This window comes from Streptomyces sp. NPDC048639 (assembly GCF_043199075.1).
In the GTDB taxonomy this organism is placed as follows: Bacteria; Actinomycetota; Actinomycetes; order Streptomycetales; family Streptomycetaceae; genus Streptomyces.
The window spans coordinates 616,762-639,666 of record NZ_JBICVP010000001.1; the positions used below are offsets into that span (position 1 = coordinate 616,762).

A 22,905-nucleotide genomic window follows, 5' to 3' on the forward strand; every position below is an offset into this window, starting at 1 on the left:
CACGACCGGTTGACGTGCGCGGGCGCAGCCCGCCCCGCGCACGCCCGGGTCAGTTACAGGTGGTGATGCTCAGGCTGCTGTCACCGCAGAGCAGCAGGCTCGCGCGGCTGCCGCCACCGCCGTGACCGCCGCCCGTGGCAACGTCACCGTCGAGCTCGGGGGTCTCCAGGGTCTGAAGGTCGAGGAGCGACATATTCGTGTCCTTTCGTCGATACGAAGGTGGTGCTTGATTCGGCCCCCGGGAGGGGACCGGCTTATGGGACCGCCGGAGCGGCGGTGGTGGGCGGCGGGAGGAACGGCAGCGCCACGGCCCGGTCGTGCAGTGCGCTGCCCAGAGCGAGCAGGCAGCCGGCCGTGCCGGTGCTGAGATCCATCGACAGCCGCATCATCTGCTCGCCGGGGAAGGCGAGTCGGCCTCGGTAGGGGACGGCGCCCCAGGAGAGGCAGTCGATCTGGCGCCGGACGTCACCGGGCTGCGTGCCGGGGCCGCCCGTGGTCGTACGGCTCAGGTGCAGGACCATGCCCGCGGCACCCCGGAACAGGCCGGGCTGCGCGTAGAAGGTGGCTTGAGCGGCCCGTACGATCTCGTGCCGCGCGGTCTCGAAGTCCGCGTCCGCACGGTGGGCCAGGTAGTCGTCGAGCACCATCCCGATGCCGACGCTGCCCGCGCCCAGGTACGGCATGGTGCGCCACCCCTCGTCGACCTGGAGGGTGCCGCCCGCGCTCTGCACGCAGCGGGCCAGGTCGCGGCGGAGGGCGTCGGCGGCGAGGTCGAGCAGTTCCTCGTCCCCGGTGCGCTCGAACAGGCGGAGGTGGAGGAGCGCTTCGCCGCTCGCGCCGTGGAGCAGCCCGGCGCGGGGGCGTGTGCTGCCACCGCCGGGCGCCGTCACGCCGTCTCCCTGTGCCTTCCCGGCTGCTTTCCCGGCGACGAGCCGGGCGCACTCCCGTGCCCGTACGCGCAGGGCCTCGTCCCCCGTGGATTCGGCCAGGGCGTCGAGAGCCAGCGCGATGCCTGACAGGCCGCTGTGCAGGTCGGTGGCCATGCCGTCCCAGTCCTGGGAGGCGACGGCCGTGGCGAGTTCGTGGGCCCGCTGGGTGTGGCCGAGCCGGTCCAGCGTCCAGGCGATGCCGGAGAGGCCGTCGTAGAAGCCCAGCGGAGTGCCGGAAGCGGGGTCCTTGGTCGCGCGGAGCAGCCATTCCTCGGCCTCGGGGCAGGTCGTCCCCCCGGTCTCGGCGAGGGCGTGGAGGATGCCCGCGGTTCCGTAGCCGAAGGAGGCGCCGCCGCCGGGTGTGGCGAACTGGGCGATGTCGCCGGGGAAGAACCGGTCCTCCCGCTCCGGGGTCGCGGAGGCGAGGATCGCCTCGACCATGGAGTCGCGGCTGCGCGGCCAGTCGGCGGGGTGTACGGGCAGATAGCGTCCGCCCCCCGCCCGTCCTTCTTCCCCCTGGCCTTCCGCCTGGCCTTCCCTCGGCCCGTCCTCCGCCCGTGCGGCATCCGCCCGCGGGGCCCCCGCCCGTACGGCCTCCCCCTGTAAAGCCCGTACGGCGCCCGCCTCTTCGGCCCCCTCCACCGGAGTCTTCGGTGGCGAGACCTCGCGGATGATCTCCGCGACCGCCGCGTCGAGGAACGCGCGCGGCACCGGGAACTGCTCGGCCGCGATGTCGGCCAGATGCGCCGCCTTCGTACGGTCGACGGCGAACAGGCTGGTGAGCGGCAGAAAGAGGGCGATGCGCAGACAGGCGAGCGCGTACCGGTCGACATCGAACCCGCGGCGGTCGGCCGGGGCCACGAAGCCGGGGTTGGCGATGACCTGGCGCCGGCCCTCCGCGGCCTGCGCCGCGGCCTCGAAGTCCAGCAGGACGACGGAGGATTCGTCCTCGGAGACCATGATGTTGAACAGATGCAGGTCGTTGAAGACCACACCGCGGCCGTGGATCGCTTCGACGGCCTCCTCGACGAGCCGGTGGATGCGCAGCGCCCAGTCGGTGTACTCGGCGAGCCGGTCCGGCCCCGGGTCCGACTCGATCAGCGGATGGCGCCGGGCGAAGAAGCTGTTGAGGGGCCGGCCCTCGATGTGCTCCAGCACCAGGAAGCTGTGGTCGCCGAGAGTGAACCAGTCGCGCACCTCGGGCGTGCAGCCGAGCCCCGAGAGCTGTTCGAGGGCGGTCTTCTCGCGCTCCAGCCGGGTCACGGCGTCGGCGCCGTCCGCGGCCAGTCCGGCGTGCGGGCGGCCCTCCTTGAGGACGACCTTCTCGCCGGTCCTGGTGTCGCGCCCCTCGTAGACGCCACCGCCGTTGGAGAAGTGCAGCGCCCGCTCGATCGCGTACGGGATGCCACTCGTCGTGGTGGCGGCGCGGGCAGCGAGGTGCGGGGCCAGGAAGTCCGGCGGGGTGACCCACTCCGGGATGTGGAAGACCGGTTCGCGGCGGTCGGGCACGAGGACGCCTTCGGCGTTCTCGACGGCCGGCTTCAACTCGCCGTTCTCGTAGGCGTTCCGCTCGGTGAAGCTGCCGTACCGCAGGTACACCGGACCGTCGTTCCAGCGCAGATCGCTGAGGATGTACGGGCCGGGCTCACCGGCCAGCAGCGCGTCCAGCTCCTCGGCGATGACGCGGCACTGCGTGTCGTCGCTCGGGTAGACGGTGATGAACTTCCCGCTGGCGGCGCGGTCCGCGTACTTGGCGTTGCGGGTGTGGAGCAGATAGCGGCTCGGCATGAACTTGAAGGCGATCGACCGCGGTACGCAGTAGTCCCATACGGCGGCGAGCACCTTCTCGGCGTTGTCCAGGCAGGCCGAGACGTGGATCTTCCAGCCCTGCGCGGGGAGTTCGCTCCTCTGCGGCCGGAAGGCCAGCCAGTCACCGGAGCGGTGCCGCTGCCATCCCCGGGGAGCCTCTCGCTGCGCCACCTCGTAGGGCGCCCCGCGGCCGGTGCCGCCGGTGGCGGACTGCAGCCGGTGAGGGGCGTCGTAGAAGGTGCGGTCGGCGTCGCAGAAGACGGCGTACCCCTGGTTCATCCCACTCCCCTCGGCCGGTGACGGCATGAGATTTCCATGCGGCCGGGGAGGGGAACAGTCACGTCTGTCACGTCGGAACCGTGAGGAATGCACATCCGCCCGGGGGCGCGCGGACGCCCAAAAACCGGTCGGATTCTCCCCGCGCCGCACCTAGGGTGGAAATCGCTCTCAGCGGCCCGTTCCGAGGAGCCGCCGAGCGACCGAAGAACGCCGAGCGACGGAAGAATCAGGAGGTGGCGTGATCACGATCAAGCATGCCGCTGCTGGTGCTGCCTGACGGGGGACGACGCCCACGGCAGTGAGGCCGGACCGACACCTACCGGCGGCACGTGGCGATGCCCCGCGTGACAGTGGCCGGGACAACACGACAAACCCGGTCGAGGTCCGGATCCAGGGGGACCACAGCGCCTCCTGGTGAAGCTGGAGCCGGAAGTAATCGCTTGCTCCGAAGAGCGGCGGTGAACCGCGTCACTCCCCGGCCGAGCCTGCGAACCCTGCCCCCGCGGCAGGGGGAGAACGAACGGAACCCTGCGCCTCCGAGTTGAAGACCCCTTCGACTCGCCGAGGAGCAGCACCATCAGCAGGACAACCGAAAACACCGGCTTCACCTGCGAGAACTGCGGCAGGGCAGTCGCGGCCCTGGTCAATGGGAGCTACCGCAACCACTGCCCGCACTGTCTGCACTCACTGCACGTGGACACCTCGCCCGGAGACCGTGCCAACGGCTGCCGCGCGCTGATGCGCCCGGTCGCCGTGGAGCACCACTCCGCCAAGGGCTACATGATCGTCCACCGGTGCACGGGCTGCGGAGCCCGCGGCCGCAACCGCATGGCCGACGACCCGCACCAGGGCGACGACCTCGACATGGTCCTCGCCGTGATGCACCAGGGCATCGGCCGCAGCGAAGCCGGGTGTACGAACAGGCGCAGGACAGAGACCTGACGCCGCGCGGCTCCCGCCACCGGCGGGAGCCGCGTTCGTACCGAGCCGGCGCCTCGTCCACCGGCGCCTCGTCCACCGGCTCCCGTCAGGGCGTCGCGTCAGCCCTCGTCCGGCGGGAAGACCGGCTCCCCCGAGTCCGCGAGACGGAGAGCGATCGCCTCGACCGGACAGCCCTCGGCCGCCGCGAGCAGCGACTCCGACGCGTCCGTGTCCGCCCGCGCCGGGTGCGACTGGCGGGCGGTGTCGAGCCGGAAGCCGCCGGGCGCGCTGCTGACACACAGCCCCGAGCCGATGCAGACCGAGCGGTCCACTTCGACGTGCCAGCGGTCCCCCATCAGCCCGCCTCTCCATGACCGGCCGGCAGATGGATCATCTTGTGCTCCAGGTACTCGGCGAAGCCCTCCGGGCCGAACTCCCGCCCCAGACCGGAGTTCTTGTAGCCGCCGAAGGGGCCCAGCATGTCCAGGCTGAAGGTGTTGACGGAGTACGTGCCCGTGCGCACCTGCCGCGCGATGTCGATGCCGTGCTCCACGTCGGAGGTCCAGACACTGCCGGAGAGGCCGTAGTCGGAGTCGTCGGCTATCCGTACGGCCTCTGCCTCGTCCTCGTACGGCAGCAGGCAGATGACGGGACCGAAGATCTCCTCGCGGGCGATGCGCATGGAGTTGGAGACGCCGCCGAACAGCGTCGGCTCGACGTACCAGCCGCGCTCCAGCCCCGCCGGACGGCCGCCGCCCGACAGCACCTTGGCGCCCTCCTCCTGTCCGAGCCGGATGTAGTCGAGCGACCGCTGCTGCTGGCGCTGCGCCACGAGCGGCCCGACCTGCGTCGCCACGTCGAGGGGATCCCCGACCGTCAGCGCGCCGGCCGCCGCCGCGAACCGCTCGGCGATCTCGTCGTAGTGGCTGCGCGGCGCGAGGATACGGGTCTGGGCGACGCACGCCTGGCCGTTGTTCATCCAGGCGTTGGGGACGATCCCGGCGACCGCGGCATCCAGGTCGGCGTCGGGGAGGATGACGGCGGCGGACTTGCCGCCGAGTTCGAGGGTCACCCGGGTCAGGTTGCGGGAGGCGACCTCCATGACGCGCTTGCCGGCGGCGACGGATCCGGTGAAGGACACCTTGTCGACGCCGGGGTGACCGACCAGGTACTCGCTGACCTCACGGTCGGCCGGAAGAACGCTCAACACGCCCTGGGGCAGGCCCGCTTCAGCGGCGATCTCGGCGAGCAGATAGGCGTCGAGCGGGGTCTCGGGCGACGGCTTGAGGATCACCGAGCAGCCGGCGAGCAGGGCGGGCCCGAGCTTGGCGGCGGCCACGAACTGCGGCACGTTCCAGGGCACGACGGCGGCGACGACACCGACCGGCTCGCGCCGTACGAGGATCGGCCCGAGGACGCCCTGCCGCGGCTCCTCGAAGGCGACGCCCCGGGCCACGGCGATGGCCGCGTCCCACACCATCATCGCGCCGAGTGCCTGGGCCAGGACGCTCCAGGAGTAGGGGGAGCCGTTCTGCGTACTGATGACGCGGGCGATCTCCTCGTGGCGTACGGCGATGGCGTCCTTGATGCGGGTGACGACCTCGATCCGCTCCTCCAGGCTCGCCCGCGGCCAGGGCCCGTGGTCGAACGCCGCACGGGCGGCCTCGACGGCCCGGTTCACATCGGCGGCGGAGGCGTGCGGCACGCGCCCGATGACCTGCTCGGTGTGCGGGGAGACCACCTCGATGGTGTCCGTGCCCAGCGGATCGACCAACTCCCCGCCGATGTGGAGCTGTCCGTGCTCGATGAGGTCGGTCATCGCCCATGCCTCCTGCGGATCGGGGCTTCCTGACGCCGTTTCAGAACTGATACCAGTTCTAGTTCCAGGAGTCCACGGCGGGAACGGAAACGGCCCCGAGCAGGGATTTACACCGCGGACAGGCTCACCGCGGTCGGCTGCAAGAGCAGCGGCAGGTCCGGTCCGGTCCGGAGCTCCCATCGTCAAGTGGAGATTCGCACGCCGATGTCACGGCGGCACGGGTGCCGCCGTGACATCAGCGTGGAACGCTCACTGCGCCGTGCGGAGCTCTGCGATTTTCTTCTCGAACTTCTTCGTCTCCGCGTTCAGGTGGTCACGGGAGTTCTTCTGCGCCTCGTCGCCCTCGTCCTTGAAACCCTCGGTGAAGTGCGACTGGAGCTGGGTCCACCAGCCGTAGTCAAGCATCGCCCACGCCTGCGGGCAGAGCGGTGCGCGGGTCTTCGGCAGATAGCCCGTTCCGACCAGGGAGCTCTCATACTTCTTCGGGTCGCTCCCGTCGAGGTAGCAGAGGAAGTTGAAGACCCGCTGCTGAGTGACGGGATGATCGCTGGAGAACCCCTCCAGCGTCAGCTTGCCCTCCTCGCGGGCGAACTCGTCGAAGAGGATCGCCGCGGCCAGCGACGGCTCCGGCCCGACCTCGTTGACGGTGTAGAACGACGCGAATCCGTCGGCGGCGTCCTCCTCGAGCCCGAGGTTCGCCAGCAGCAGCTGACGTTGCAGCGCATGGCCCATCTCATGACCGAAGACGAACTGGAAGGACAGAGCAGTCAGATCGTTGGTGTTGTACTTGTCCTCGGGGAACACGGCGGGACGCTTGACGGTCTTGACCACCTTGCCGAAAACACCTTGGATCTGGGTCAGGAACGCCGGGGGCACGAAGATCGTCCTGCCGTCGGGCTCAGTGACCGCATCCGTGACACCCGGCGGGACCTTGCTGGTCACCTTCACGGTCAAGTCGTGCGGTAGGGCGACCGACTCGTTCACCCAGTCGGCGACCTGCTCGAGCACACCGGACTCCCGGACCGCCGATACGGCCTGCCGGTCCTCCGGCTTGATCGTGTTGTCCTCGTAGTCGACCGTGACCTTGCCGTTCGCACCGGCCTGATTCCCGTCACTGCCGCACGCGGCGACGGCGAAACCGGCAACGACCAGCGCCCCCGCGACAGAAGCCCTCACCCTGGCCTTGCACCTACCACTGCTCAGCACCTCGTCAGCTCCTCTTCCTGGTCAAGGCGTTGGGCCGGGCGGTTGCACGGTGCACGGTCTCCGAAGCCGGGTCACGATGCCGGAGGCCGAACCAGCCCCTGACACGTGGGGATTATGCGCTACGCACCTTTCGTCTTCAATGACCACTTCCTAGGGTTTTCTCCCCATCAATTGACGGAAGGTCACGACGGCCGCGCCGCGGCCGAGCGCATCGGCCGTACGGTCGGCGGTCGCCCCCGGCGACCAGTGGAACCAGTTCTAGTTACGGGAGTCCACGGCGGAAACGGAGCAGTTGCCGACCAGCGGATTCCCCTCGCGTCCCACACCCGCGCCGTACCGCCCGGCGCGGTCGGGCCGGCGCGGACCGCTTCTCCAGCGCTCCGACCGGGGAGGTCCACTCGGGTCGGACTCTGCGGAAGGATCGCCTCATGAGCGAGATCGTTCTGATGTCGGACCCCAAGGTCGCGGCCATACCCGTCGCGGAGTGCGGAGAACCCCTCGCGGACGTCCGCCGCACCCGCTCACTGCTGGTGGATACGCGCAAGCGGACCGGGCGGATGCCTTCGCGCACCTGCGGCAGGGTGTGCTGGAGCGGCTGCTCAAGGCCCAGGCCATGCTTCCGGAGGGCCTGCGACTGCTCTTCGTCGAGGGGTATCGGCCGCCGTCACTGCAGCGGGAGTACTTCGAGGAGTACGCGAGCCGACTGCGAGCCGGCCACACCGAATGGTCCGATGAGCAGATCCACTCGGCCGCAAGCCGGTACGTCTCACCGCCCGAGATCGCTCCGCACAGCGCCGGTGCGGCCGTCGACCTCACCCTGGCCGACGCCGGAGGGCGCGAGCTGGACCTGGGCACGCGGATGAACGCGGACCCGGAGGAGAGCGAGGGCGCCTGCTACACCCACGCCACCAACATCAGCGAGGGGTCCCGCGCCAACCGGAAGCTGCTGGGTGCTGCACTTACGGCTGCGGGCTTCGTGAACCACCCCACGGAGTGGTGGCATTGGTCTTTCGGCGACCGCTACTGGGCCTTGATCGCCGAGGAGGCCGCCGCCTGCTACGGCCCGAAGGAGATCCACACCGCCGCCGACCAGCCCGGCCGTTCCGCCTGATCGAACACCGACGGGTGCGGGCGTCGCCACCCGACGGATGCCCTTCTCGCTGCGGGCGTCCGCAGGCGGCGTTGGCGTTGCGCAGCGCGGTCATGGTGCAACTCGTGGGGCTTGGCGTCGTCCCCAACACGGCGCCCCGGACGGGCTGTCCGCGCAGGCGCGGGTCCGCGAGCGGGACGCACAACACCACCCGGTGGTTCGTCGCGTACAGGAGGGCGCGCCGGCCGATCAGCGGTGACCCCCGTCAGTTGGTCAGGTCATGGATCCTGACGTACAGGTCATTCGCCGACTCGCCCAACTGGTCGGCCCTGCGCGCCTGCCGGGCCATCACCGTCCGGCGCTCCCCCTCGGAGGCCTCCGGCGCGAAGAGGGCGGCCGACGCCTGGTCGTAGCCGGAGTACACATCGATGAGCGGCGCTTCGAGCTGGGGGCACTTGAGGGCGACGTAAGGCCGCAGCTCCTTGATGCCGTTCCGGGCCTCCTGTCCGCCGGAGGCCGTCCACCAGGCCGAGTCGCGGTACTCGTCGGCGGCCTCGCTGCCGATGCGGCGCAACTTCAGTGCGTGGTCACGGAGTTTGAGCAGTTCGTCCTTGAGCTCCCGCTGGGATCTCTCCCTGCGCTCCAACCGGTAGACGTAGAGCCCCGCCGGGCCGCCGAGGGCTCCTAGGACGCCGCCTATGCCACCCAGCCAATCGGTCGCCGACATGGCGCGACTCTAGCCCGAGGCGGGCCGCGCGGAAGCGGGTTCGCCGACGTCTCGCGAGTTGACCAAGCCAGGCGGGGCCAAGGCGTACCGCTGGCCGTTGTCGGCCGCTTACCCCTTGCGAGGACCGGACCAAGCCGCCTACACCCTGGAATAGGCTCCTCGGCCATGAGTGGCTTTCCCCTGGTCGAGATATCGGCTGATCGCCTGATCCTCCGGGCCTTCGGGGCGGATGACATCGTGCATGTGCGCGCGCTGCTGGAGAACGAGGAACGGACGGCGCTGCCGCCGGGATCGCCCGCGGACACGGAGGACCTGCCGAGGTGGCTGGGTGAAGGGCTGGACGAGTTCCGGCAGAGCGGCAACGGGATTCACCTGATGATGCAGGACAAGGTGTTGGGGGTTCCGGTCGGCGCGATCGGTTTGTTCCGGGCCGATTGGGAGGCCCGTTCCGCCGAGGTCGGGTATGGCGTGAGCAGCGGCTATCGCTCCAAGGGGTATGCGACCGAGGCGTTGGCGGCACTGACGGGGTGGGCGCTGTCCGGAGGCGGGATGCAGCGGATCCAACTCACCGCGAACACCGACAACACAGGGTCGGTGAGAGTGGCGGAGAAGGCCGGTTTCCTGCGGGAAGGCACACTCCGCCGGGCGGCGCCGGAGGATGACGGGCTGCACGACGTGGCCGTGTTCTCGCGCCTGGACGATGACCAGCCGTGCGGGTCTCCGTTGTCGTACCGAACAACTGCGAGCCGAGGCGATTGACCGGATGCAGGGCGGGTGTTCCGGGGACCGATCGAAATCACGATCCCGCCTCGCAACGACAACCAGGCGGTCACGGCGAGGGGGCGGCTTCGCGCTCGGCTTCGGCGGCACCGGGGCCGCCTGCAGGCCGTCCGGCAGCGGCCAGAGACGACCGACGACAACCAACAACGACCCGCCCAAGTCCCCTCCGACCCAGCTCAAAGCGGTTTCCCCGGAGGTTCATCCCGGGCACCAGACTTGGAACCAGTTCTAGTTATAGTGATCCCCGCACGTGCGGGCCGCGCCGTGCGGTGCGAGAGGGGCCTTCATGGCGCAGGCGACACCCGGAGTCACGGACCACGGCGGCGGAGTACGGAGCATCGCGGTTCCCATTCCGGACAACCCCCTGGGCCACACCCTCGTCCATCTCCTCGACACCGATCGCGGCCCCGTCCTGATCGACACCGGCTGGGACGACCCGGACTCCTGGGACACGCTCGTCGCGGGCCTCGCCGCGTGCGGCACGGCGGTCGAGGAGCTGCACGGCGTACTCGTCACGCACCACCACCCCGACCACCACGGGCTGTCGGCGAAGGTGCGCGAGGCGTCCGGTGCGTGGATCGCCATGCACGCCGCGGACATCGAGGTCGTACGGAGCACACGCGCCGCCGAGCCCGCCGCCTGGCTGGACTACATGACCGCCCGGCTCGCCTCCGCCGGTGCGCCCGAGGAGCATCTGGCGCCGCTGCGCAAGGCGCGCGCCTCCGGGAAGGCGCGGGCGCTGCCGAGCAACCGGGCCGCAGTGCCCGACCGGGACATCGTCCCGGGCGAGTTGCTCGATCTGCCGGGCCGCCGGCTGCGCGCCATCTGGACGCCCGGTCACACCCCGGGTCATGTGTGCCTGCATCTGGAGGAGGCCCATCCTGCGGCCGACCGGTCCGGCAACGGCCGTCTGTTCTCGGGTGATCACCTGCTGCCCGAGATCACCCCGCACATCGGTCTCTACGAGGACCCGGACGACGACTCCGGCACCAGCCCGCTCCCCGTCGCCGACCGGGGCGACCCCCTGGGCGACTACCTCGACTCCCTGATGCGCATCGGCCGCCTCGCCCCGGCCGAGGTGCTGCCCGCCCACCAGCACGCGTTCACCGACGCGTCCGCCCGCGTACGGGAGTTGCTGGCGCACCACGAGAGCCGGCTCACCCACCTTCGCGCCCTGCTCACCGAACGGGCGCTCACCCTGTGGGAGATCACCGAGCGGATGGAGTGGAACCGCCCCTGGGAGCAGATCCCCTTCGGGTCCCGCAACATCGCCGTCTCCGAGGCGGCGGCGCATCTCCGCCGCCTGGTGAAGGAGGGCCACGCGGAGCCCGTGCCCGGCAGCGATCCGGTGACCTACCAGGCGGTGTGACGCCGGGTGGCGCGGGCGGGCGCAGCACCGGACCGCGGCCGTCCGGTGCACGAGCGATACGGGCGGATTCGGGCGGAACGGTCCCCTGACCTCGGGTGACCGCCCGCGAGGGGGTTGCGGACGGCCGGTAGAGTATGGGCGTCGATATCGCATCCCACAGGGGAAAGCCGGCGCAAATCCGGCACTGACCCGCAACCGTGAGCCGCCCGTGACGGCGGTGAGTCGGAACGCCCTGCCGGATGTGAACGGCTCACGTCGCCGTACGTTCCGCATTCCGCGAGACGGCCGGTGACCGGCACTGTCGAGGAATACGGAGCCGGAGCCCGGTGCCCCGCCGCGTGCGACTTCTCGCACGCCCCGCGGTGCGCAGCGGATCCGCTGCCCGCGCCCGCCCACCGAAAGGCACCGCCCGTGAAGATACGCCGCAGCCCGGCCGCCCGGCCCACCAGAGCCCGCAGCACCGCCCGCCGGGGCATGCCGGGAGCCGCCCACAGGGGCGTGGCCGTCGCCGCCGCCTCCGCCGCGCTCTGCCTGGCGGCGGCACCGGCCGCGCTCGCCGACGACCCGTCGGCGAAGCCCTCGCCGCAGGCGAAGCTGCCGTCCGCTCTGTACGGCACCAAGGACCCGGCGTACGACGGGGTGTGGCGGCAGTCCGTCGCCCTTCTCGCACAGGACACCGTCGGTGTCACCCCGGCACGTAAGGCCGTCGACTGGCTGGCCGGTCAGCAGTGCTCCTCGGGCGGTTTCGCCCCGTACCGGGCGGACGCGGCCGCGAAGTGCGACGCGAAGACGCCTGTCGACAGCAACGCCACCGCCGTCGCCGTGCAGGCCCTGGCCGCGCTCGGCGGCCGCAGTGCCGAGGTCGGCAAGGCCGTGGACTGGCTGAAGTCGAAGCAGAACGAGGACGGCGGCTGGGGCTACGCCCCCGGCGGCCCGAGCGATGCCAACTCCACCTCCGTCGTGATCGGCGCGCTCGTCGCCACCGGCGAGAAGCCGGAGGGCGTGAAGTCCGGGAAGGGGAAGTCGGCGTACGACGCGCTGCTGGCCTTCCAGCTCGGCTGCGACACCAAGGGCGCCGAGAGCGGGGCGTTCGCCTACCAGCCGGACAAGAAGGGCAGGCTGGCCGCCAACGCCGATGCCTCGGCCGCCGCCGCCCTGGCCGGACTCGGCAAGGGCCTGGCCCTGGAGCCGCTCGGCAAGGACGACAACGAGGACGTCACGGCCCTGGACTGTGCCGAGACGGACTCCAAGGACGCGCGGGAGCCGGACGAGGCGGCGGGCGGCGCGGGCGCGTATCTCGCGTCCGCTCTGAAGAAGGACGGCCACCTGTCCGCGCTCGCCCCGGGTGCCGACAAGCCCGCGCCCGACTACGCCAACACGGCCGATGCCGCCCTCGCGCTGGCCGCCGGCGGCCACAAGGACGCGGCCGAGGTCCCGCTGCGGTGGCTGGAGAAGAACTCCGCGGCCTGGGCCAAGGACAGCCCGGCGGCCCTGGGCTCGCTCGTCCTCGCCGCGCACGCGACGGGCGCCGACCCGCGCGATTTCGGCGGCAAGGACCTGGTCCAGCAGCTCAACGCGACCGGCCCGAAGCCGGAGGGCACCCAGCCGGCGAAGGGCGCGTCCGGGGAGCAGGCGAGCGAATCCGACGAAGGCGGCTTCAACGTCTGGTGGATCGTCGGCGTCGGTCTGGTCGCAGGCATCGGCATCGGCTTCCTCTTCAGCAACCGCAAGAAGACGTGACCACGAGGACCGGGGAGGCCGCACGGCCGCCGCGCGCCGCACGGCGCGCGGCGGTCCGCCTCGTCACCGCAGCCATCACGGCCGTGGCCTCGATGGCGCTCGTCACGCTCGGGGCCGGGACCGCGGAGGCGGGGGCCGGCTACCGCTACTGGTCGTTCTGGGAGCGGGACGGTGTGCGGTGGACGTACGCCACGCAGGGCCCGGCCACCCTGCGGCCGGACGACGGCGACGTCCTCGGCTTCCGCTTCTCCGTGAGCGAGAACTCCGGGGACGGCGAGAAGCCGCGCGGCCGGGCCGAGTTCGAGGCGATCTGTTCGGACACGCCCGCCGAGTCCGGCGCCAAGCGGGTCGCGTTCGTCCTCGACTTCGGTGCGGCGACCCACGCGCCCAGCGGCGAGACCCCGCCCCGGCGCCGTACGGAGTGTGCACGCGTCGCCGATGACGCCTCGGCCGCGGAGGCGCTCGCCGCCGTGGCGAAGCCGCTGCGGTACGACTCGGCGGCCATCCTCTGCGCGATATCGGGCTACCCGGAGAAGGGCTGCGCCGAGCAGGTCTCCGGCAACGGCGGAGGGCCGGCGGACGGCGACGGGAACCCGGACGATGCCGAGGGGCGGCAGACCACCGCCAACGACCGGGCCGACAAGGACAGTGGGCCGTCCATGGGTCTGATCGCCGGCATCGCGGCCGTCGTCGTCCTGGGCGCCGCGGCCCTGTGGCAGGCGCGCCGCCGCCGATGAGCGCCCGGCCCGTCCCCGCCCGGCCCCTGCGCGTGCGCAGGCCCTCGCGTCCGCAGCCACCCCCGCGTACGCGCACGCCCGCTGTCGCCTCGCGCGGCAACGCGCTGCACGCGGGGGCGTGGTGGCTGTGGGCGCTGGGGATGGCGACTGCGGCGTCGCGGACCACCAACCCGCTGCTGCTCGGCCTGCTCCTCGCCGTCGCCGGGTACGTCGTCTCCGTCCGGCGCACCGACGCTCCCTGGGCGCGCAGTTACTCCGCGTTCCTCAAGCTCGGTCTGCTGGTGATCGCGATCCGCATCGCGTTCTCCGTGTTCCTCGGCTCGCCGATTCCCGGCACCACCACGCTCTTCACGCTCCCCGAAGTTCCGCTCCCCGACTGGGCGCAGGGGGTGCGGATCGGCGGCCGGGTCACCATCGAGGGCGTCGTCTTCGCTCTGTACGACGGCCTGAAGCTCGCCACTCTGCTGGCCTGCCTCGGCGCCGCGAACGCCCTCGCCAATCCGGCCCGCCTCCTCAAGTCCCTTCCGGGCGCGCTGTACGAGGCGGGGGTGGCCGTCGTCGTCGCCATGACCTTCGCCCCGAACCTCGTCTCCGACGTCGTACGGCTGCGCGCCGCCCGCCGTCTGCGCGGCCGTCCCGACAAGGGGATCAAGGCGCTGCTGCAGATCGGACTGCCGGTGCTGGAGGGCGCATTGGAGCGGTCGGTCGCGCTGGCCGCCACGATGGACGCCCGCGGCTACGGCCGAACGGCCCGCGTCCCGCCCGCGGTCCGCCACACCACGACCGTGCTCACGCTGGGCGGTCTGCTCGGGGTGTGCGCCGGAACCTACGGTCTGCTGGCCGCGCAGGGGGCCGTCTTCGGCCTGCCCGTGCTGCTGGCCGGACTCGCCGCGGCCCTGGCCGGGCTGCATCTCGGCGGCCGCCGCGCGGTCCGCACCCGCTACCGGCCGGACCGCTGGGACGTACGCGCATGGCTGGTGTCCGCGTCGGGAGCGGCCGTTGCGGCCGTGCTGATCCGGTACGGCTCCGCGGACCCGGCCGCCCTCCACCCGTCCGTCGTCCCGCTCGCGGCCCCCGTCCTGCCGCTGTGGCCCGCGGCGGGAATCCTTCTGGGGCTGCTCCCGGCGTTCGCCGCCCCGGCGCCTCCGCGACCGGAGCGTGCGCGCGACGGGCACCGGGAGGGGACGACGCCCCGGAGCGGCCCGGGAAATCAGCGCCGCACAGCACCTCAGGCGCGTACCACCGCGCCTCAGGGCCGCACAGCACCTCAGGCCCGCACCACCGCGCCTCAGGGCCGCACAGCACCTCAGGCCCGCACCACCGCGCCTCAGGGCCGCACAGCACCTCAAGGCCGTACGGCGGACCAGGGCCGCACGGAGGAAGGCGAGACCTCATGATCCGGTTCGAGCAGGTGTCCGTCGTTCACGACGGCGCGCCCGGCCCTGCGGTCCACGGCGTCGACCTCACCGTCCCCGAAGGGGAACTGTGCCTGCTCGTCGGCCCGTCCGGAGTCGGCAAGTCGACTCTGCTGAACACCGTCAACGGCCTCGTCCCGCACTTCACCGGTGGCACGCTGCACGGCCGCGTCACCGTCGCCGGCCGGGACACCCGTACGCACAAGCCGCGCGAACTCGCCGATGTCGTGGGCATGGTGGGGCAGGACCCGCTCGCGCACTTCGTCACCGACACCGTCGAGGACGAACTCGCCTACGGCATGGAGTCCTTGGGGCTGGCCCCCGACGTGATGCGCCGCCGTGTCGAGGAGACGCTCGACCTGCTGGGCCTGGCCGATCTGCGGGACCGCCCCATCGCCTCGCTCTCCGGCGGCCAGCAGCAGCGGGTGGCGATCGGCTCCGTCCTCACCCCGCACCCGCGGGTCCTCGTCCTGGACGAGCCGACTTCCGCGCTCGACCCGGGCGCCGCCGAGGAGGTCCTCGCCGTGCTCCAGCGCCTCGTGCACGATCTCGGCACGACCGTGCTGCTGGCCGAGCACCGGCTGGAGCGCGTCGTGCAGTACGCGGACCAGGTCGTGCTGCTGCCCGCGCCCGGCGAACCGCCGGTCTCCGGCACACCGGCCGATGTCATGGCCGTCTCCCCCGTCCATCCACCGGTCGTGTCTCTCGGCCGCCTCGCGGGCTGGTCGCCGCTGCCGCTGTCGGTGCGCGACGCGCGGCGCAAGGCGACGGCGCTGCGCGAGCGGCTGGCCGACCGGACCCCTCCCGCCGCCGGGCGGTTGAGCGACACCACCACGGACACCGGCACGAGGCGTGAGGACCGGGGCGAGCCCGCCGCCGAAGCCTCCGGGCTGTCCGTACGGCGGGGCAGGATCGAGGCGTTGCGCCGGGCCGACCTCACGGTGCGGAGCGGCGAGACGGTGGCGCTCATGGGCCGCAACGGAGCGGGCAAGTCGACACTGCTCGGCGCGCTGGCCGGTCTGCACGCCCCGGCGGCCGGTTCCGTACGCGTCGGAGGGCTGTCGCCGTACCGCAGCAGCCCGAGCGATCTCATCCGCCGCGTCGCCCTGGTGCCGCAGGAGCCGCGGGACCTCCTCTACGCGGACACGGTCGCCGCCGAGTGCGCGACGGCCGACCACGACGCGAGGGCCGAACCCGGCACCTGCCGCGCGCTGGTGGCCGAACTCCTTCCCGGCGTACCGGACTCGACGCACCCGCGCGACCTGTCCGAGGGGCAGCGCCTGGCTCTCGCCCTGGCGATCGTGCTCACCGCCCGCCCGCCCCTGATCCTTCTCGACGAGCCCACGCGCGGGCTGGACTACGCGGCGAAGGCCCGGCTGGTGGAGATCCTGCGCGGGCTCGCCGCGGACGGCCACGCGATCGTTCTGGCGACGCACGACGTGGAGCTGGCGGCCGAACTCGCCCACCGCGTGGTGATCCTGGCCGACGGGGACGTGGTCGCCGACGGCCCGACGGCCGATGTCGTGCTCTCCTCCCCCGCGTTCGCCCCGCAGGTGACGAAGATCCTCAGCCCGCAGCGCTGGTTGACGGTCGGCGAGGTACGGGCGGCCCTGGAGGCCGCGTCATGACGGTGCGCGGTTTCGGGCCCCCGCATGGCGACGGCCGCCGCACCGGCTCTCGTACCACCGCGAAGGCCGCCCGTCCGGTCGCTCTCGGACCGCGGGCCGCTGCCGCCCTGTGCCTCGTCTCGGCGGTCGGTGTCGTCGCGTTCGGCTGGCCGTTGCTCGCCGACTCCTCCTCCGGGCTCGCCCATGCGCAGGACGCGCCCTGGCTGTTCGCGGCGCTGCTCCCGCTGCTCGTCGCCGTGGTCGTCGCGACGCTCGGCGACACGGAGAACGGCGGCGGTCTCGATTCCAAGGCCGTCGCCATGCTGGGCGTACTGGCCGCGGCCGGGGCGGCGTTGCGCCCGCTGGGAGCGGGAACCGCGGGCCTGGAGCCGATGTTCTTCCTCATGGTGCTCAGCGGGCGGGTCCTCGGCCCCGGCTTCGGGTTCGCGCTCGGAGCGGTGACCATGTTCGCCTCGGCCCTGCTGACCGGCGGGGTCGGGCCGTGGATGCCCTTCCAGATGCTCGCGATGGGCTGGGTGGCGATGGGGGCCGGGCTGCTCCCCGGGACCGGGGGCACCCGGGCGAAGGGCGCCGGAGCCCGGTGGCTGCGCGGGCGCGGTGAACTCGTCCTGCTGGCGGCGTACGGGGCTGCCGTCTCCTTTCTGTACGGCACCGTCATGAACCTCCAGGGCTGGCCGTACATCAGCGGCATGTCCTCGGGCATCTCCTTCGTCCCCGGCGACCCGGTGCAGGAGAATCTCGTCCGCTTCGCCGCCTACTGCGTGGCGACCTCGCTCGGCTGGGATCTGGGGCGTGCCGTGCTGACTGCGGTCGCCACGCTCGCCCTGGGGTCCGCGGTGCTCAAGGCGCTGCGGCGCGCGACCCGGCGGGCCGCGTTCGACGCGCCGGTGGCGTTCGCGGCACCACCGCATCCGTCCGCAACACCCGGGACGTCCCCGGCCGGGACGCCCGAACCTCGCCCGGCCGCAACACCCGAGTCGCCCTAGGAACTCCCACTGCCTTTCCACAGTTGCCGAGGCTGATCGCTGTCGCAGGTGGTCACCATCACCTGCTCGCTTCCGCCGTAGGCAGGGGTGTCCAGCAGCAGGCAGTGCCCGGTCTCGGTGTTCTTCAGGGTCTCGCCTGCCGCCGTGGTCTTTCCGACGCGCCAGTGCACATAGCCGGTCCCGTCGATTCCGCTGCAGGGTTCGAGCCCGGCCGCGTAGTCGTTGTTGTAGGACGCGGCCAGGCACTTCTCACTGGCCCGGTTGACCGGCTTGAACGTGTCGTCCCCTGTGGAGCGGAACGTCCACACGTAGGCATCGCTCGCGCTGCAACTCCCGTAAGCCGGGTAGACGCTTCCGCCGCCTGGCACGCAATGCTGGGTGCCGGCGTTCTGGAGCCGCGAGTCGTCCCCCACGGAGATCTGCACGCGCCGGACACCGCTCCCCGACCGCCTGGACCGCGGAGTGGTTCTAGCCGAGCCGCTGAATGATCGTCCCCGTCGCCAGCGCACCGCCCGCGCACATGGTGATGAGCGCGAACTCCTTGTCCGCCCGCTCCAGTTCGTGCAGCGCCGAGGTGATGAGCCGGGCGCCGGTCGCGCCCACGGGGTGGCCGAGCGCGATGGCGCCGCCGTTCACATTGACCTTCTCCAGGTCCTGGTCGAAGACCTGCGCCCAGGACAGCACGACCGACGCGAACGCCTCGTTGATCTCGACGAGATCGATGTCCGCGAGTGTCATCCCCGCCTTGCCGAGCACGGCCCGTGTCGCGTCGATGGGCCCGTCGAGATGGAAGTGCGGGTCGGCGCCGACGAGCGCTTGCGCGACGATACGGGCGCGCGGCTTGAGCTTCAGCGCTCGCGCCATCCGTTTGGACGCCCACATCACGGCCGCGGCCCCGTCAGAGATCTGCGAGGAGTTGCCCGCGGTGTGGACCGCCGTCGGCATGATCGGCTTCAGCCGTCCCAGCGCCTCCATGCTGGTGTCGCGCAGTCCCTCGTCCTGGTGGACGAGGCGCCACATGCCCTGCCCGGCCGCCTGCTCCGCCTCGGTCGTGGGTACCTGCACGGCGTACGTCTCGCGTTTGAAGCGCTCCTCGGCCCAGGCGCGGGCGGCCCGTTCCTGGGAGAGGAGTCCGAGGGAGTCGACGCGTTCGCGGGACAGGCCGCGGTGGCGTGCGATCCGCTCGGCCGCCTCGAACTGGTTGGGCAGGTCGACGTTCCACTCGTCCGGGAAGGGCTTCCCCGGCCCGTGCTTGGAGCCGCTGCCGAGCGGCACGCGCGTCATCGCCTCCACCCCGCAGCCGATGCCGACGTCGATGACACCGGACGCGATCATGTTGGCCACCATGTGGTTGGCCTGCTGCGAGGAGCCGCACTGGCAGTCGACGGTCGTCGCGGGCGTCTCGTACGGGAGGCCGCACGCGAGCCAGGCGTTGCGCGCGGGGTTCATGGACTGCTCACCGGCGTGGGTGACGGTGCCGCCGACGATCTGCTCGACGCAGTCCGGCTTGATGCCGGTGCGCGCGAGGAGTTCCCTGTACGTCTCCCCCAGCAGATAGGCCGGATGGAGATTGGCGAGCGCGCCTCCGCGCTTGCCGATGGGGGTGCGTACCGCTTCGACGATGACGGGTTCCGCGGCCATGACTCGTCCTCTCCTCGCGTCCGCAGGGCGTCCCGGCGCCTGCGGGCAGGCAGACACAACTAGTACGCGTTCTAGTTGCCAGCAGTCTTATGAGTGCTACCCCGGGTACGCAAGGGGTGTGCACGCCACACGTGGTGCATCAAGGGCAACGAATGACGCACCGTCTCTTGCCAGTTGTAGAACTCGTTATTACCTTGCGGACACATTCTGATGGGTCGTCAGAACTTGACGTACCGGATCCTGGAGTCGCCGAATGTCCTCCTGTCCAGCGCTCCCCGAAGGCTTCGACTTCACCGACCCCGACGTCTACCAGCAGCGACTTCCGCTCCCGGAACTCGCCGAACTGCGCCGGACAGCGCCCGTGTGGTGGAACGCCCAGCCGCACAACGTGGCCGGCTTCGAGGACGACGGCTACTGGGTCGTGACGCGCCACGCGGACGTCAAGACCGTATCCACCAACCCCGAGATCTTCTCCTCCCGCACCAACACCGCGATCATCCGCTTCAACGAGCACATCCAGCGCGAGCAGATCGATGTCCAGAAACTGATCATGCTCAACATGGACCCGCCCGAGCACACCCGGGTCCGCCAGATCGTGCAGCGCGGCTTCACCCCGCGCTCGATACGGGCCCTGGAGATCGCCCTGCGCGACCGCGCGACCCGGATCGTCGACACCGCCAGATCCGAGGGCACCGGCGACTTCGTCACCGACATCGCCTGCGAACTCCCGCTCCAAGCCATCGCGGAGCTCATCGGGGTGCCGCAGGAGGACCGCACCAAGATCTTCGACTGGACCAACAAGATGGTGGCCTACGACGACCCGGAACTGGCCATCACCGAGGAGATCGGCGCCGAGTCGGCCATGGAGCTGATCTCGTACGCGATGAACCTCGCCGCCGCCCGCAAGGAGTGCCCCGCGCAGGACATCGTCAGCGCGCTCGTCGCGGCCGAGGACCAAGGCAACCTGGGGTCCGACGAGTTCGGCTTCTTCGTGCTGCTCCTCGCCGTCGCGGGCAACGAGACCACGCGCAACGCCATCAGCCACGGCATGCACGCGTTCCTCACCCACCCCGATCAGTGGGAGCTGTTCAAGCGCGAACGCCCCGCGACCGCCGCCGAGGAGATCGTCCGCTGGGCCACGCCCGTCGTCTCCTTCCAGCGCACCGCCACCGAGGACACCGAACTGGGCGGCGCGCGGATCAAGGCGGGCGACCGGGTCGGCATCTTCTACGCCTCGGCCAACAACGACCCCGACGTCTTCGACCGGCCCGAGGTCTTCGACATCACCCGCGACCCCAACCCGCACCTCGGCTTCGGCGGCGGCGGCCCGCACTTCTGCCTCGGCAAGAGCCTGGCCACGCTGGAGATCAACCTCATCTTCAACGCGATCGCGGACACCCTGCCGGACATCCGGCTGACCGGCGACCCGCGGCGCCTGCGGTCCGCGTGGCTGAACGGCATCAAGGAACTACGAGTCACCTACAACTGACCGGTGTCGGCCGGTCCGACAAGCCACCCCCCGCGCTCCGGGCGGCGGGGGCGCCTCGCGCCCCAACGCCTCGCCCCCGTCGCCCGCCGAGCGCGGAATCGTTCAACCTGCCGCTGAGAAGCGGTCGTTGGCGGCCGCGCCGACGAACGCGGTGAAGGCAGCAGGGGTGAACGTGAGGGCGGGCCCGTCGGGGTCCTTAGAATCGCGGATCGCTACGGCGCGGGGAAGGGCGGCGATCTCGACGCAGTCGCCGACTTCTTCGCTGTAGCTGGACTTGCGCCATTGCGCACCGGTCAGGTCAGGGTTGCTCCCCATAGCGGTCCTCCATCACACGGGCGATCAGATCCGCCGAATCCTCAACGGAGAGTGCGGCGGCTTGCAACCGAGCGTAGCGGAGCGAACGGTCCCTAAGCGACTGTGCGTTGGCCGTCACATGGCCGAGGTCGTAGTCCTGGTTGTAGGCGACGTCGGCCTCGTTGGCGAGCACGAGTCACCTACAGCTGACGGTGTCGGCCGCTCCGGCTAGCCACCCCCCGCGCTCCGGGCGGCGGAGGCGCGCCTCGCCGCCGCAGACGCCTCGCACCCGTCGCCCACCGAGCGCGGAATCGTTCAACCAGCCGCTGAGAAGCGGCCGTTCGCGGCCGCGTCGACGAACGCGGCGAAGGCAGCGGGGGTGAAGGTGAGGGCGGGCCCGTCGGGGTCCTTAGAATCGCGGATCGCTACGGCGTGGGGAACGGCGGCCACCTCGACGCATTCTCCGCCATCATGACCGCTGTAGCTGGACTTGCGCCACCAGGTGCCTCCGAGGGTGGCGCACTCAACGCACTCGCCCCCGGTGTCACCGCTGTAGCTGGACTTACGCCACTGCGCTCTGGTCAGGTCAGGGTTGCTCCCCATAACGCTCCTCCATCACACGGGCGATCAACTCCGCCGACTCGTCTACGGACATGGCGGCGGCCTGCAGGTGATCGTAACGGAGCGCACGGTGTCTGACTTCGTGCGAATCCGCTGCCATCTGACCGGTCCCGTAGTCCTCGTCGTACACGACGTCAGGGTCGTCGTCGAAGCGGAGGAGCGTAAACGAACCGAGCAGCCCGGCATGGGTTCCAGCCGCGAACGGCAGCACCTGAATCTGGACCCACTCACGCTCACGGAACGCCAACAGGCGCGCCAGTTGGTTTCGCATGACCTCGCTGCCACCGATTTCCTGGTACAGCACGGCCTCGCTCAGGACCACCCAGAACAGGGGCGGGTTGTCCCGGTCCAGGATCCGCTGCCGTGCCAGCCGGGCTGCCACCCGCTCGTCAAGGCGGTCCTGATCCAGGACACCAAGCACCGCTCGTGCGTAGTCCTCGGTCTGCAACAGGCCGTGGACCAACTGCGCCTGGAACGTGTAGATGTGGGTAGCTTTCGCCTCCAGCTCCGCATACGGCTGGAACCACGACGGCAGTTGGCTCCGCAGCACCAGCTTCAGCAGCCGCGACAGCGCACCGTCCGTGTTCAGCGCGGCGTCGACCCGCTGCGTGAACTCGGGTGTCGGGATCTTGCGCGCTGTCTCGATCTGGCCGATCAGCGACCCCGTACAGAAGACGATCTCGCCGAGCTGCTGCTGGCTGAGACCGGCCGACTCGCGGAGGCGCCGCAGCTCGGCACCGAAGTAATCCAGCGGGGACGCGCCCGGGTCCAGGTCTCGGATGTTCACCACGGTCCCGTGCCTCCACGCTCGGTGCGCATGCGCGACGCGCTCAACTCGCCAACTCGCCAACTCGGCCGGTTGTGTTCAGCCAGTAGCCGAGCGTAGTCGCCGCCGTCCACGCTGGTGGCGTGAAATGGACAACCGACCTCCTCCTGCCGGACACCGATCCGCACCGGCAGTACTGCATGCGCTTCACCGTCGGTGAGCACTCCGCCCGCCACGTACGCCGCATCGTTCGCACCTACCTCCACCTCTGGGAGATGGAGGAGCTGCGGGACGCGGCCGAGCTGGCCGTGACCGAGTTGCTCGCCAATGTCGTACGGCATGTGCCGGACCGGCGCTGCGGCGTGGTCGTGCTGCGGTGTCCCCGCGGCGTCCGCGTGGAGGTGTCGGACGGGTCGCCGGAGAAGCCGTGCGTCAGGGACGCGGCGGCCCTGGACGAGGGCGGCCGGGGGCTCGCGCTGCTCGCCGCGGTCGTGGACGACTGGGGCGTGGACCCGGCGGGCGACGGCGGGAAGACCGTGTGGTTCGAGTGCCGGACCGGGGCCGGGGCAGAGGCAGAGGCCGGGACCCCGACCGGTACATGACCTGCTCCGGTGGCGGCCCGGCGCGATACGGCGGATGCTGAAAGCCGCGGCGATCCG

At 71.2% G+C, this 22,905-nt stretch carries 22 protein-coding genes, 1 pseudogene and 1 riboswitch; of the genes and pseudogenes, 11 read left to right on the top strand and 12 right to left on the bottom strand.

The features are described from left to right. Nucleotides 1-49 precede the first annotated feature (49 nt). The gene (locus ACGFNH_RS02635; protein WP_393651140.1) at nt 50-193 is read right to left on the bottom strand and encodes a SapB/AmfS family lanthipeptide; all 144 of its coding nucleotides are present in this window, start codon (nt 191-193) and stop codon (nt 50-52) included. A gap of 61 nt (nt 194-254) precedes the next feature. Then, entirely contained in the window at nt 255-3,017 is a 2,763-nt protein-coding gene (lanKC, locus tag ACGFNH_RS02640; protein WP_393651141.1) for a class III lanthionine synthetase LanKC, read from the bottom strand. 576 nt (nt 3,018-3,593) lie between these two features. On the opposite strand from lanKC, the gene ACGFNH_RS02645 reads away from it, so the two are divergent. Beyond that, nucleotides 3,594-3,959, top strand: coding sequence for an RNHCP domain-containing protein (locus tag ACGFNH_RS02645; protein WP_393651480.1), 366 nt, complete (start codon nt 3,594-3,596; stop codon nt 3,957-3,959). 98 nt (nt 3,960-4,057) lie between these two features. On the opposite strand, the gene ACGFNH_RS02650 is transcribed toward ACGFNH_RS02645, so the two are convergent. The 3 genes from ACGFNH_RS02650 to ACGFNH_RS02660 all read right to left on the bottom strand — a co-directional run bounded on the left by ACGFNH_RS02650 (nt 4,058) and on the right by ACGFNH_RS02660 (nt 6,933). Beyond that, nucleotides 4,058-4,294 (bottom strand): ferredoxin, encoded by a 237-nt coding sequence (locus tag ACGFNH_RS02650; RefSeq protein ID WP_393651142.1) that lies wholly within the window; start codon nt 4,292-4,294, stop codon nt 4,058-4,060. Next, nucleotides 4,294-5,757 carry an aldehyde dehydrogenase gene (locus ACGFNH_RS02655; RefSeq protein ID WP_393651143.1) on the bottom strand — a complete coding sequence of 488 codons (1,464 nt, stop codon included), beginning with the start codon at nt 5,755-5,757 and terminating at the stop codon, nt 4,294-4,296. The genes ACGFNH_RS02650 and ACGFNH_RS02655 overlap by 1 nt, the downstream gene beginning before the upstream one ends. 249 nt (nt 5,758-6,006) lie before the next feature. Then, nucleotides 6,007-6,933: a DUF4344 domain-containing metallopeptidase gene (locus ACGFNH_RS02660; protein ID WP_393651144.1), complete on the bottom strand. Its 927-nt coding sequence runs from the start codon at nt 6,931-6,933 to the stop codon at nt 6,007-6,009. A 458-nt stretch (nt 6,934-7,391) separates the two neighbouring features. Here ACGFNH_RS02660 and ACGFNH_RS02665 point away from each other — a divergent pair. Beyond that, nucleotides 7,392-8,074: pseudogene (locus ACGFNH_RS02665) on the top strand (M15 family metallopeptidase). A gap of 244 nt (nt 8,075-8,318) precedes the next feature. Here ACGFNH_RS02665 and ACGFNH_RS02670 read toward each other — a convergent pair. After that, nucleotides 8,319-8,780: a hypothetical protein gene (locus ACGFNH_RS02670; protein WP_393651145.1), complete on the bottom strand. Its 462-nt coding sequence runs from the start codon at nt 8,778-8,780 to the stop codon at nt 8,319-8,321. Nucleotides 8,781-8,945: 165 nt separating this feature from the next. Between ACGFNH_RS02670 and ACGFNH_RS02675 the strand changes: the two genes are divergently transcribed. The 7 genes from ACGFNH_RS02675 (at nt 8,946) to ACGFNH_RS02705 (ending at nt 17,435) form a co-directional block, all read left to right on the top strand. Then, the gene (locus ACGFNH_RS02675) at nt 8,946-9,539 is read left to right on the top strand and encodes a GNAT family N-acetyltransferase (RefSeq protein ID WP_393651146.1); all 594 of its coding nucleotides are present in this window, start codon (nt 8,946-8,948) and stop codon (nt 9,537-9,539) included. Between the two features lie 307 nt (nt 9,540-9,846). Then, nucleotides 9,847-10,929: an MBL fold metallo-hydrolase gene (locus tag ACGFNH_RS02680; protein WP_393651147.1), complete on the top strand. Its 1,083-nt coding sequence runs from the start codon at nt 9,847-9,849 to the stop codon at nt 10,927-10,929. A gap of 108 nt (nt 10,930-11,037) precedes the next feature. Next, nucleotides 11,038-11,184: riboswitch (cobalamin riboswitch) on the top strand. Between the two features lie 219 nt (nt 11,185-11,403). Beyond that, nucleotides 11,404-12,669, top strand: a complete 1,266-nt coding sequence (locus tag ACGFNH_RS02685; protein ID WP_393651481.1) for a prenyltransferase/squalene oxidase repeat-containing protein — start codon at nt 11,404-11,406, stop codon at nt 12,667-12,669. Between the two features lie 92 nt (nt 12,670-12,761). Continuing rightward, the gene (locus tag ACGFNH_RS02690; RefSeq protein ID WP_393651482.1) at nt 12,762-13,406 is read left to right on the top strand and encodes an SCO2322 family protein; all 645 of its coding nucleotides are present in this window, start codon (nt 12,762-12,764) and stop codon (nt 13,404-13,406) included. Then, nucleotides 13,403-14,803, top strand: coding sequence for a CbiQ family ECF transporter T component (locus ACGFNH_RS02695; RefSeq protein ID WP_393651148.1), 1,401 nt, complete (start codon nt 13,403-13,405; stop codon nt 14,801-14,803). The genes ACGFNH_RS02690 and ACGFNH_RS02695 overlap by 4 nt, the downstream gene beginning before the upstream one ends. Further along, complete coding sequence (locus ACGFNH_RS02700; protein WP_393651149.1) at nt 14,800-16,449, top strand: ABC transporter ATP-binding protein; 1,650 nt, start codon at nt 14,800-14,802, stop codon at nt 16,447-16,449. Before ACGFNH_RS02695 ends, ACGFNH_RS02700 begins: the two co-directional genes overlap by 4 nt. Then, nucleotides 16,446-17,435 carry an ECF transporter S component gene (locus ACGFNH_RS02705; protein ID WP_393651150.1) on the top strand — a complete coding sequence of 330 codons (990 nt, stop codon included), beginning with the start codon at nt 16,446-16,448 and terminating at the stop codon, nt 17,433-17,435. The genes ACGFNH_RS02700 and ACGFNH_RS02705 overlap by 4 nt, the downstream gene beginning before the upstream one ends. On the opposite strand, the gene ACGFNH_RS02710 is transcribed toward ACGFNH_RS02705, so the two are convergent. Together ACGFNH_RS02710 and ACGFNH_RS02715 are read right to left on the bottom strand one after the other, a co-directional pair. Further along, nucleotides 17,432-17,860, bottom strand: a complete 429-nt coding sequence (locus ACGFNH_RS02710; protein ID WP_393651151.1) for a ricin-type beta-trefoil lectin domain protein — start codon at nt 17,858-17,860, stop codon at nt 17,432-17,434. The genes ACGFNH_RS02705 and ACGFNH_RS02710 overlap by 4 nt on opposite strands. A 43-nt stretch (nt 17,861-17,903) precedes the next feature. Next, a complete protein-coding gene (locus ACGFNH_RS02715; protein WP_393651152.1) occupies nt 17,904-19,076 on the bottom strand; it encodes a steroid 3-ketoacyl-CoA thiolase in 1,173 nt (390 codons plus the stop codon). A gap of 253 nt (nt 19,077-19,329) precedes the next feature. On the opposite strand from ACGFNH_RS02715, the gene ACGFNH_RS02720 reads away from it, so the two are divergent. After that, on the top strand, nt 19,330-20,565 hold the full coding sequence (locus tag ACGFNH_RS02720; RefSeq protein ID WP_393651153.1) for a cytochrome P450: 1,236 nt from the start codon (nt 19,330-19,332) through the stop codon (nt 20,563-20,565). Nucleotides 20,566-20,667: 102 nt separating this feature from the next. Here the strand turns inward: ACGFNH_RS02720 and ACGFNH_RS02725 are convergent, their stop codons facing one another. The 4 genes from ACGFNH_RS02725 to ACGFNH_RS02740 form a co-directional block, all read right to left on the bottom strand. Continuing rightward, nucleotides 20,668-20,880: a DUF397 domain-containing protein gene (locus tag ACGFNH_RS02725; protein WP_393651154.1), complete on the bottom strand. Its 213-nt coding sequence runs from the start codon at nt 20,878-20,880 to the stop codon at nt 20,668-20,670. Next, nucleotides 20,864-21,052 (bottom strand): hypothetical protein, encoded by a 189-nt coding sequence (locus tag ACGFNH_RS02730; protein WP_393651155.1) that lies wholly within the window; start codon nt 21,050-21,052, stop codon nt 20,864-20,866. Before ACGFNH_RS02730 ends, ACGFNH_RS02725 begins: the two co-directional genes overlap by 17 nt. Before the next feature lie 122 nt (nt 21,053-21,174). Beyond that, the gene (locus ACGFNH_RS02735) at nt 21,175-21,462 is read right to left on the bottom strand and encodes a DUF397 domain-containing protein (RefSeq protein WP_393651156.1); all 288 of its coding nucleotides are present in this window, start codon (nt 21,460-21,462) and stop codon (nt 21,175-21,177) included. Next, nucleotides 21,446-22,270 carry a helix-turn-helix domain-containing protein gene (locus ACGFNH_RS02740; protein WP_393651157.1) on the bottom strand — a complete coding sequence of 275 codons (825 nt, stop codon included), beginning with the start codon at nt 22,268-22,270 and terminating at the stop codon, nt 21,446-21,448. Before ACGFNH_RS02740 ends, ACGFNH_RS02735 begins: the two co-directional genes overlap by 17 nt. 176 nt (nt 22,271-22,446) lie before the next feature. Between ACGFNH_RS02740 and ACGFNH_RS02745 the strand changes: the two genes are divergently transcribed. After that, a complete protein-coding gene (locus tag ACGFNH_RS02745; protein WP_393651483.1) occupies nt 22,447-22,848 on the top strand; it encodes an ATP-binding protein in 402 nt (133 codons plus the stop codon). Nucleotides 22,849-22,905 lie beyond the last annotated feature (57 nt).